This is a genomic window from Actinocrinis sp. (genome assembly GCF_035946395.1).
GTDB lineage: Bacteria > Actinomycetota > Actinomycetes > Streptomycetales > Catenulisporaceae > Actinocrinis.
Genome location: NZ_DASYZI010000193.1, coordinates 1 through 8,881 on the forward strand (window position 1 = coordinate 1; position 8,881 = coordinate 8,881).

The 8,881-nt window shown below is 71.7% G+C and carries 5 protein-coding genes and 2 pseudogenes; 5 read left to right on the forward strand and 2 right to left on the reverse strand.

The window, feature by feature from the left end; translation table 11 throughout:
* Window positions 1-197: 197 nt before the first annotated feature.
* Window positions 198-299: pseudogene (locus VGS97_RS29540) on the reverse strand (N-acetylglutamate synthase); the annotation flags it as partial.
* 96 nt (window positions 300-395) lie between these two features.
* Window positions 396-2,555 carry a hypothetical protein gene (locus VGS97_RS12210; RefSeq protein WP_326853505.1) on the reverse strand — a complete coding sequence of 720 codons (2,160 nt, stop codon included), beginning with the start codon at window positions 2,553-2,555 and terminating at the stop codon, window positions 396-398.
* A gap of 390 nt (window positions 2,556-2,945) precedes the next feature.
* On the opposite strand from VGS97_RS12210, the gene VGS97_RS12215 reads away from it, so the two are divergent.
* The 5 genes and pseudogenes from VGS97_RS12215 to VGS97_RS29545 form a co-directional block, all read left to right on the forward strand.
* Window positions 2,946-4,592 carry a S8 family peptidase gene (locus tag VGS97_RS12215; RefSeq protein ID WP_326853506.1) on the forward strand — a complete coding sequence of 549 codons (1,647 nt, stop codon included), beginning with the start codon at window positions 2,946-2,948 and terminating at the stop codon, window positions 4,590-4,592.
* Between the two features lie 7 nt (window positions 4,593-4,599).
* Complete coding sequence (locus tag VGS97_RS12220; RefSeq protein ID WP_326853507.1) at window positions 4,600-5,256, forward strand: sigma-70 family RNA polymerase sigma factor; 657 nt, start codon at window positions 4,600-4,602, stop codon at window positions 5,254-5,256.
* Window positions 5,253-5,753, forward strand: a complete 501-nt coding sequence (locus tag VGS97_RS12225) for a hypothetical protein (protein WP_326853508.1) — start codon at window positions 5,253-5,255, stop codon at window positions 5,751-5,753. Before VGS97_RS12220 ends, VGS97_RS12225 begins: the two co-directional genes overlap by 4 nt.
* Entirely contained in the window at window positions 5,750-8,455 is a 2,706-nt protein-coding gene (locus VGS97_RS12230) for a CHAT domain-containing protein (protein ID WP_326853509.1), read from the forward strand. The genes VGS97_RS12225 and VGS97_RS12230 overlap by 4 nt, the downstream gene beginning before the upstream one ends.
* A 325-nt stretch (window positions 8,456-8,780) precedes the next feature.
* A pseudogene (locus VGS97_RS29545) lies at window positions 8,781-8,881 on the forward strand (ABC transporter ATP-binding protein); the annotation flags it as partial.

The following is an 8,881-nucleotide window of genomic DNA, read 5'->3' on the forward strand; positions in this document are numbered from 1 at the left end:
CGGGGAGCACTTGCGGCCGTGGATGACTGAGCGATTCCGCGAGGTGTTATCGGCGGGCGGTGCGCGTTGGGTCGAGGTGCATGGCGATAGGGCGTCGAGGCTGGAACAAGCGTTGAGTGCGATAGACGGCGTGCTGGCGGAGGGCTGGAGGCTGGCGGCGCCCCTGGGCTGACCGTCACAGTGACTCTTCCACGCGACAAGAGCCGGAGTATGCGCCTGTTGCCTAATGTGTTCGGCGTGACGCGCTCCAGATCGAAGAACCCCGCGATGCCTTCGTCTGCTGACCGCAACAGTTCGGCGATCGGACTTCGGCCGGTGACGTTCGCCGTCCTCTGCCCGGCACTGCTGCCGGGCAGAGGACGACGCCCCGTTATTCCAGTGGCCTGCCGATCGGGCTACTCAAGCGAGAAGCCGACCGCCACCTGGCCGGAATACCAGCCGACGGTGCTGCTGGAGACGATCGTCCGGTCGTGTGCTTGGACGATCGCCACGTACGCGCACGCCGACATGCCGTGCGTGTCCAGGTGCCACGGGTCGCCCGGTGCCGCCGCCGTCGGGGTGGTTCCGCCGGACGGCGTGAGGACGCCGGTGCCGCCGGGCAGGGTGTCGGGCAGGATCCACAGCGAGTACGAGCCGAAGTGGTCTTCGGGGTCCTGCGCGAAGAAGTGCCCGTCGATCGGGGTGCCGACCGTGAACTTCTTGCAGTCGCCGCCGCTGTCGATGTGGATGTCGACGCTCGGTGCCGTGTTGTCGAGCTGCACCAGGTAGTGCACCTCGCCGAGCGGCGTGTTCATCGCGTCGAGCGCGTCGAGCTTGATTTCCCACAGGTCGTTGCCTGTGGTGTCCCACTGCGCCAGGACGCTGTCCTCGTTCTGGGTGTGGTCGAGGTACGGGTAGTACTCGCCGACCGGCGAGTTGCTGCCCGCCACGCCGAACGTGTCCACCACGTACAGCTTGTTGAGCAGCGTGGTCCACGTGCCGTTCGTGGTCCTGTTGCGCACCTGCATGCGGTACGAGCCGCCCAGCACCGGGTCGCCCTGCACGACGACGCGCCCGCCGAACGGGCTCGGCCGCGGGTCGGTCGCGATGCCGGTGAGCGCGAAGTGCGCGTTCGGCTTGGTCATCCCGCTGCCGCTGGTCGTCATCCAGAAGGCGTTGTACGAGCTGTCGAGGTCCGCGACGCCGACGCCGCCGACGGCCCAGACGTTCGGGCCGGTGCCCGAGCCGGGGGACTTCGGCGGGAGCTGCACGTGCGTGTCGAGCCGGTTGCCCCAGAACGGCAGGGCGTCCGGGTCCGTGGTCGAGGGCGCAGTGTTCCAGGAGAGCACCGCGCGGATCCGGCCGATCACCGGCTGGTCGCAGGACTTGGTGAACGCGGACAGGTCGACCGGCAGCACGGCGGCGTACGACAGGCCGCCGGCCGGAATCGACGGGATGTCGTGCACCTTGACCTTTGCGGTGCCCAGGTAGGTCAGTGCGCAGTCGGAGCCGCCGAAGTCACCCCAGAAGGCGACGTATTCGGTGCTGCCGAAGGAGCACAGACCGCCGAGGTACCCGTACGGCCGCTTGATGTCGATCGTGGCGACCAGACGGCTGCGCGTCACGTCGAGCCCGACGCAGTCGATCTGCTCGTAGTTCACGTCGCTGTCGAGTTCGGTCAGCGCGGCCACGGCCTCGGCCCAGTTCAGCCCCAGCGACTTCCACGACTCGGCCACGGCGAGCGTTTCCAGCGGGGCCGCCGCCGCGAGCGCGGGCGTGATCGCGCCCGCGCCGAAACGGTGCGCCGGCACGGTGACCGCCGGCCCGAGCTCCTTGGCCGCGTCCACGTGGTAGAGCGCGGCCAGTTGGGCGACGTCCAGCGGCGGCGGGTCGGGCAGCGGGATCGGCACCTTCACCGCCTGCTGCATCGGCCCGGGAAGCACCGCCGGCTCGACGTCGAGCTCGCTCAGGACGTCGAGCAGGATCAGCGGCCGGGTCGCGATCTGCACGTGCGTCTCCAGCACGTTGCCGAACACCGGCGTCCAGTCGGCCGGCACCGGCACCGCTGCGGACGGCGCGGCGGGCGGTTCGGTGTTCCAGGACAGGATCGCCCTGACCTTCGGCAGTTCCGGCGGCGCGAGACAGAACGCCGACTCGGGGTCGATGGCCAGGGTGGCGGTGTAGGAGACCGGGAACACGTTCGCGCCGGCGCAGTCCGTGCCGGCGGGCAGGTCGTGCACGTTGACGGCGGTCAGTCCGGCGTCGACCCAGCCGCTGCCGTAGTCCAGCCAGAAGCGCACGTACTCCCACGAGCCGTTCGTGCACAGCCCGCCCTCGAAACCGTAGGGCAGCTTGACCTGGAACGTCGCTTCGAGCAACTGCCGCGCCGGGTCGTACGCGACGCAGGTGAGCTCCTCGTAGCCGGTGTCGGTCAGCAGCTGGAACTCCGGCTCGAACCCGCTGTCGGGCAGGTTGCCGAAGTAGTTCGGGTTCGCGGCGAGCAGGAAGCCGAAGTTCTGCCGGTGGACGGACGCCAGGCGTTCGTGTTCCGCCCCCGGATGTGCAGGTGAAGTCACTGCATCCCCCATAAAGTAATAATGTGAATTCGCGGCCGGGCCGCGCGGTACATGGAGGTAGGGCCGCTGCGCGGGCCCTGGATACATGCTCTTCGTATTTGGCCGGGGCTGTGGCGCGGTCGGCCAGGGCTGTGGCGCAGGGTCGGCCGGCGCGCAGCGGCGGGTGAGCCTACAGCCGCGCACAAGGCCCCGGCCGAGTTCGAAGAGCCCAAATACCGGCGGGGCCGGATTCTGCGGCGGGAGCTGGCGAACCGCGCGCAGGATCACCCGAACGGGCGAAGTAGCCGAGTTTTTCGCCTGGGATGTATCTCGCGGGCGATTCAGTGCACTCAGATACTGGTGACGGCGCAGCGCCGTTGTGGAATCCTAGTCGGCAGGGGTGGCTGGCAGATGGCGATGGTTTTTCGCGGTGGGCGGGGTGGCGACGGCGGGCAGGGCCGTGACGTGCAGCTGTCGTCGTACGATCCGGTCGTGCTCCCGCAGAAGGTGCTGAACCGGCACGGGGCTCGAATCCTGGAGCCGGCCAGGGCCGCGATGTACCCCGGGGCGCCGATCCCGCGCTCGACGATCTACCGCAGCGCGGTACTCCAAATCCCGGACGGACTCCTCACGCCGGGGAACGTCGAGCGACTCGACACCGTCCTGGCCAGGATCGGCTACCGGCTCGCGGCCGAACGGGTCCCGGACCTCGCGCAACAGCTGCCCGGCCTTCTCCGGTCGCGTCCTGAGGGCCTGCCGGACGTGCAGCGCAGGGTGCGGCTTGAGGTGGCGCCCGGTTCGGTGGCGCGCCCGATCGACGCGTGGGAGGCGCTTCAGACACTGCGTGCGGCGGGGGCGGCGGATCCGGGGCTGAGCCGGATCGTCGACCAGATCGAGCTCGAACACCTGCTGGTCGGGCACGCACTGACGGGCAACACCTCCACCGAAGGGCATCCGGACACCGCCGCTTACGTCGAGCCGGGCAGCGGTGGGCGCTTTCCGGTCGATCTGATCGGCGCCGACGCACCGGTCAGGTGCTCGGCCGGCGACCTCGGCGGGCGCCGTCCGGTGATCGCCGTGCTCGACACCGGCATCGGCACGAACGCCTGGCTCGACGCGTCGAAGGACTATGCCGACGACGCCTTCGTCCTGCTCGACCAGGCGATGCAGGGGCTGGTCGCGATGAACGAGACAGGCGATCCGGAGATCCTCTCGTCGTCGATCGACGCGCCGGTGTACGACTCGCCCATCACCAGGGGGCTCAACACCCACTCCGGGCACGGTTCCTTCATCGCCGGGATCATCCGCCAGTCCTGCCCTGACGCCATGGTGCGCAGCGTCCGCGTGATGCATGACGACGGCGTCATCTACGAGAACGACTTGCAGCTGGTGCTCTGGAGCCTGCTCTTGCAGGTCGCGATCGCCCAAGCCGACCCCTACGACACCGCTGCCGCGGCAGACTTCGTCGACGTGATCTCGCTGTCGGCGGGCTACTACTCGGAAGACCCGCAAGGCCTGGCGGACACGACGGCGCTGACCGCGCTGCTGACCGAGCTGACCGAGCGCGGAGTGCTGTTCGTCGCCTCGGCCGGGAACGACTCGACGGACCGGGAGTGCTACCCGGCGGCGTTGTCGCAGGCTTCTGCCAGCGGACCGCTGCCACTGGCACTAGCCGTCGGCGCGCTCAACCCCAATGGGAGCAAGGCGTTCTTCAGCAACGACGGCCACTGGGTGGACTACTGGGCGACCGGTGCGGCGGTCGTCAGCACGCTGCCGATCGAGTTCAACGGCAGCCAGAGCGCGCAGTACTCGGTCAAGGCGAAGGCGGCGCCCGCGGCGCCGCAGCGCCGCCAGACGCTCGACCCGGACGACTTCCGGTCGGGCTTCGCCACCTGGAGCGGCACCTCGTTCGCCGCCCCGTTTGTGGCCGCCGAACTGGCCAGGGGACTGATCGCCGCGGCGGCGGGCCCCGACCTGGCCGGGGTCGACGTGCCGAAGGTGCTGGCGCGGGCCGCCTACACACTGAGCCGGGTTCCCGATTTCAGCGTGCCCGAGTGATGCCGCCGTGACGCATCTCGCCGAGGGCAAGCTGAGCGCGGACCGGCCGGCCGCGACACGACAGGCCGCGACACGACAGGCCGCGACACGACAGGCCGAGGCCGAACGCCTGGGCCGGCTGCTGCTGCGTGCCCAGGCCGGCGACCGCGGCAGCCTGCACGCGATCGTGGCCGAGCTGACCCCGCTGCTGTGGCACGTCGCGCGCGGGCAGGGGCTCGGCCACGACGACGCCGAGGACGTCGTGCAGACGGTCTGGCTCAGCCTGGTCGCCCGGCTCGTCGCGATCGAGACCCCGGCCGCGCTGACCGGCTGGCTGGTGACCGCGGTGCGCCGGGAGTCCTGGCGGGTGCGCAGGGCGGGCGAGCGGACCCGCAGCGCCGACGCCGAGGAACTGGAGCACCGGGCCGACCCGGCGGAGCCGGCCGAAGAGCAGGTTCTGGCCGAGGAGCGGCGCGTGATGGTCCGGGACGCGCTCGGCCGGCTCACCCCGCGCTGCGCGCAACTGCTGCGCGTGATCGCCTTCGCCGATCGACCCGACTACGACCTGATCGCCCAGGCGCTCGGCATGCCGCGCGGCTCCATCGGCCCCACCCGCGGGCGCTGCCTGGCGAAGCTGCGCGAGGTGCTCACCGCCGACCCGCATTGGAGGACTCTGTGTCCATGACCGGCGAACCCCCGTCCGCTGCCGAGCTGGGCCCGATCGACGCGGTGGACCTGGCGATCCTCGACCTGGTGGAGGATCTGTACACGGCGCGGGACCCGGTCCCCGACGGCCTGCTGGAGCGGATCTTCTTCGCGATCGAGCTGGTGGGGCTGGAGGACGAGGTGGCCAGGCTGGAGGCCGACCGGTTCGACCGGGCCGGCGTGCGCGGCACCGAGCGCAGCCGCACGGTCACCTTCGACAGCGAGAGCCTGACCATAGTGATTCAGGCCACGACGACGGGTGCGACCGTGCGGGTGGACGGCTGGCTCGCCCCGCCGGGCGCGCGCCCGGTCCGGCTGCGGGTCGGCGAGCGCGACCTGCGCACCGAGGCAGATCAGCTCGGCCGGTTCGTGCTCGCCGACGTGCCGCATGGCTTGGCGCAGCTCATCGTGGAGGCTCCGCCGGGTCAGCCGCCGGAGGCCGCGCGGTCGGTGGTGACGATGGCCGTCATGCTATGACCGAGCCCGCCGACCCGCCGGACCCCGACCCACTGCCTCTCGGCGCAACCCCTCTCGGCACGGCCTCTGCCGACCCGGCCCGCGCACAGGCCGTCTCCGAGGCGCGGCGGCTTCACCGGCTCGGTGTCGAGACCACCGCGCGCGGCGAGCCGGAGGTGGCGCAGCGCCATCTGAGGCGGGCGCTGCGGCTGCTCGGGGTGCAGATCGGCAGGCTGGCGCAGCCCTCGGGCGAGTCCGCGTCGCCGGCCGCGCCGTCGCCGGACATGGCGCTCGCCGCCGACATCCTGATCAGCCTCGCGCACGCGGAGGCGGAGCGGGGCCGCACTTCACTGGGCTTCGCCCTGCTGCTGCGGGCGGAGCCGCTGGTGGAGCCCGCGAAGCGGGGAACACTGTACGGGCAGCTGGGGCTGTTGCTGCTGCGCATCGGCAAGCCCCGGGAGGCGATCGCGCGGTTCGACGCGGCCATCGGCCTGATCGACGCGCGACGCCAGCCGATCGAGCTGGCCCGCGCGCTGCTCAACCGGGGTGCGGCGAAGATCGAGGGCGGGGTGTTCGCGACCGCCCGGCCCGATCTGGAACGCTGCGCCGCCCTGGCGCGCGCCGAGGGCCGGCCGCTGCTCGCCGCGAAGGCGGCGCACAACCTCGGCTGCTGCGACCTGGCGGTCGGAGACGTGCCCGCCGCGCTGCGCACCATCGGCGAAGCCGCCGACGGGGCCGCGGCGTACAGCCCGTCGTGGCGGCCGGTGGTCCTGGTGGACATAGCCAGGGCCCTGCTTCTGGCCGGGCTCGCCGCCGACGCCGCCGCCGAGCTCGACGGCGCGATCGAGCTGTTCCGCCGCCAGCGGGTCAGTCATCACCGGGCTGATGCCGAGATGGTGCGGGCGGAGGCGTCCCTGCTGATGGGCGACGTGGACGCGGCGCGTGACTGGGCCCGGCGCGCCCGTGCCGGGTTTCGACGGCGCGGTAACGAAACCGCGGCCGCCGCAGCCGCGCTGATCGAGCTTCACGCTCTCTTCGAGGGGCCGTTTCGCGCCGAGAAGCGCCGTGGCGCGCTCTCGCCGCGCACCTTGGCCGCACGTGCCTTCCGGCTCGCCGCGCGGCTGCGTGAGATGGGACTGCGCGATGACGCCGTCGCGGCGCACCTGCTCGGTGTTCGTGCCCTGATCGCAGCGCGGGACGTCGCCGGGGCTGTCGCGCAGCTGCGATCGCTGCCGAGGTTGCGCGCGTTCGCGCCACTCAACATTCGTTTGCTGCGATACCTGACGCTCGCCGAGCTCGCCGTCGCCTCGGGGGAGCGCGGCCGGGCGCTGCGCACGTTGCGTCACGGGCTCGCCGAACTGGCCCGCCACCGGGCCCAGCTCGGCAGCATCGACCTACAGACCGGCACCGCGGCGCTCGGCGTCGAACTGTCCGCCCGCGGGCTGGCGCTGAGCCTGGACGGCGGGGACACGAGCAAGATCTTCACCTGGTCGGAGCTGTCCCGGGCGCAGTCGCTGCGCATCACGCCGGTCCGCCCGCCCGCGGACCCCGACGTCGCCCTCGCGGTCGCCGAGCTGCGCCAGCTGGAGTCGAACCGGCGCGACGCCATCATGGCCGGGCGCGTGGCCGACTCCGCGTCGGACGGCCGGATCGCCGCGCTGAAACGGCGCGTCAGACAGGCCGCCTGGCCGACTCAGGGCGCTGGCGTGGTCGGACGAGTACCCACCCTGGCGGCGACCACCGCCGAGCTGGACGCGGCGGGGCAGGCGATGATCAGCATCTTCCGCCGGGACGCGGGGCTGCGAGCCCTCGTCGTGGCGGGCGGCCGCCGCAGGGTCCTGGCTCTGGGCGACGCGGCGCGGACGTATGAGACCGCGCGCCGGTTGCGCGCGGACATCACCGCCCTGGTCGGCAGGCTTCTGCCGAGCCGGATGGAGAAGGCCCTGGCGGAGGCGATCAACGCGCACGCCGGGCAACTGGCCGCGGACCTGCTGCCGGATGGCGTGACCGATCTGGTCGGCTGTCGGGAACTGGTGCTCGTGCCCTGCGGCCCGCTGGCCGCGCTGCCGTGGCAGCTGCTCCCGCCGCTGCGCGGCCGTCCGCTCTGCGTCGCGCCGTCCGCTGCCAACTGGCTGGCGGCCCGGCAGGTCGTCGGCAGCGTCGCGCCCGCGCTGGACAAGGTGAGCGCCGCCGCGGGCCGGGCCGTCCTGATCGGCGGGCCGGGACTGCGCGAGTCGGCCAGGGAACTGGCTTCCGTAGCCTCACAGTATCCTGATGCGATCGTCCTGCAGGGCGCTGACGCCACCGTGGCGGCGACGCTGCGCGCCCTGGACGGCGCGCCGCTGGCCCACTTGGCCGTTCACGGCGACCACGAGCCGGAAAACGCGCTCTTCTCCCGGCTGGACCTGGCCGACGGACCACTGATGGCGTACGACCTGCTCCACCTGAACGCGCCGCCGCGGCTGGCCGTGCTCTCCGCCTGCGAGGTCGGCAGGGCCGCCACCCGGCCGGGCGACGAGCCGCTCGGCGTGGTCACGACGCTGCTGCACCTGGGCAGCGCGACCGTGATCGCCGCCGTGGCGCCGGTCAGCGACAGCGTCACCGCCGAGGTGATGACCGCCTACCACCGCCATCTCAACGCCGGCGCCCGCCCCGCCCAGGCACTGGCCGCCGCGACCACGTCCAACCCGCTCGCGGTGTTCAACTGCTACGGCGCGGGCTGACGCGGTAGGAACCGGCCGTCTGCCCGCGCCGTGCCATGCGCTGCGTGCTAGGGGTTTTTGAGCTGTGAGTCCGGGGTCGTGGCGCCTGTCACGCGCGTTCGTTGGCCCCGCGGCAGTGCCAGTCCCACTGCGACAGTGCAGGTCTTACCGGCGCGCCGGTTGTCGTCCCGGGTATTCGAGCTTTTCGACGGTCGGCCGTGTGAGGACTTTTTCGGAAACCGTCGGGCGCGGGTTTCTCTTTCGTTCCCCCATCATTCAGCCGACTCAGCCGTGTACGTCATCTGTCGAAACATAGGTTCGTGAGCGTTGGCTGAGAGAGGAACCCATGGATACGACCGTGGCAGTGCGGGGTCGCGGGATCACCAAGAGCTTCGGTGACGTCGTGGCGCTCGATCGCATCGACCTGACGGTGGCTCGGGGCCAGAT

Bases quoted from the DNA above. Each gene is read 5' to 3' on its own strand.
- VGS97_RS12215 (WP_326853506.1), top strand. From the start codon at position 2,946: ATGGCGATGGTTTTTCGCGGTGGGCGGGGTGGCGACGGCGGGCAGGGC.
- VGS97_RS12225 (WP_326853508.1), top strand. From the start codon at position 5,253: ATGACCGGCGAACCCCCGTCCGCTGCCGAGCTGGGCCCGATCGACGCG.
- VGS97_RS12230 (WP_326853509.1), top strand. From the start codon at position 5,750: ATGACCGAGCCCGCCGACCCGCCGGACCCCGACCCACTGCCTCTCGGC.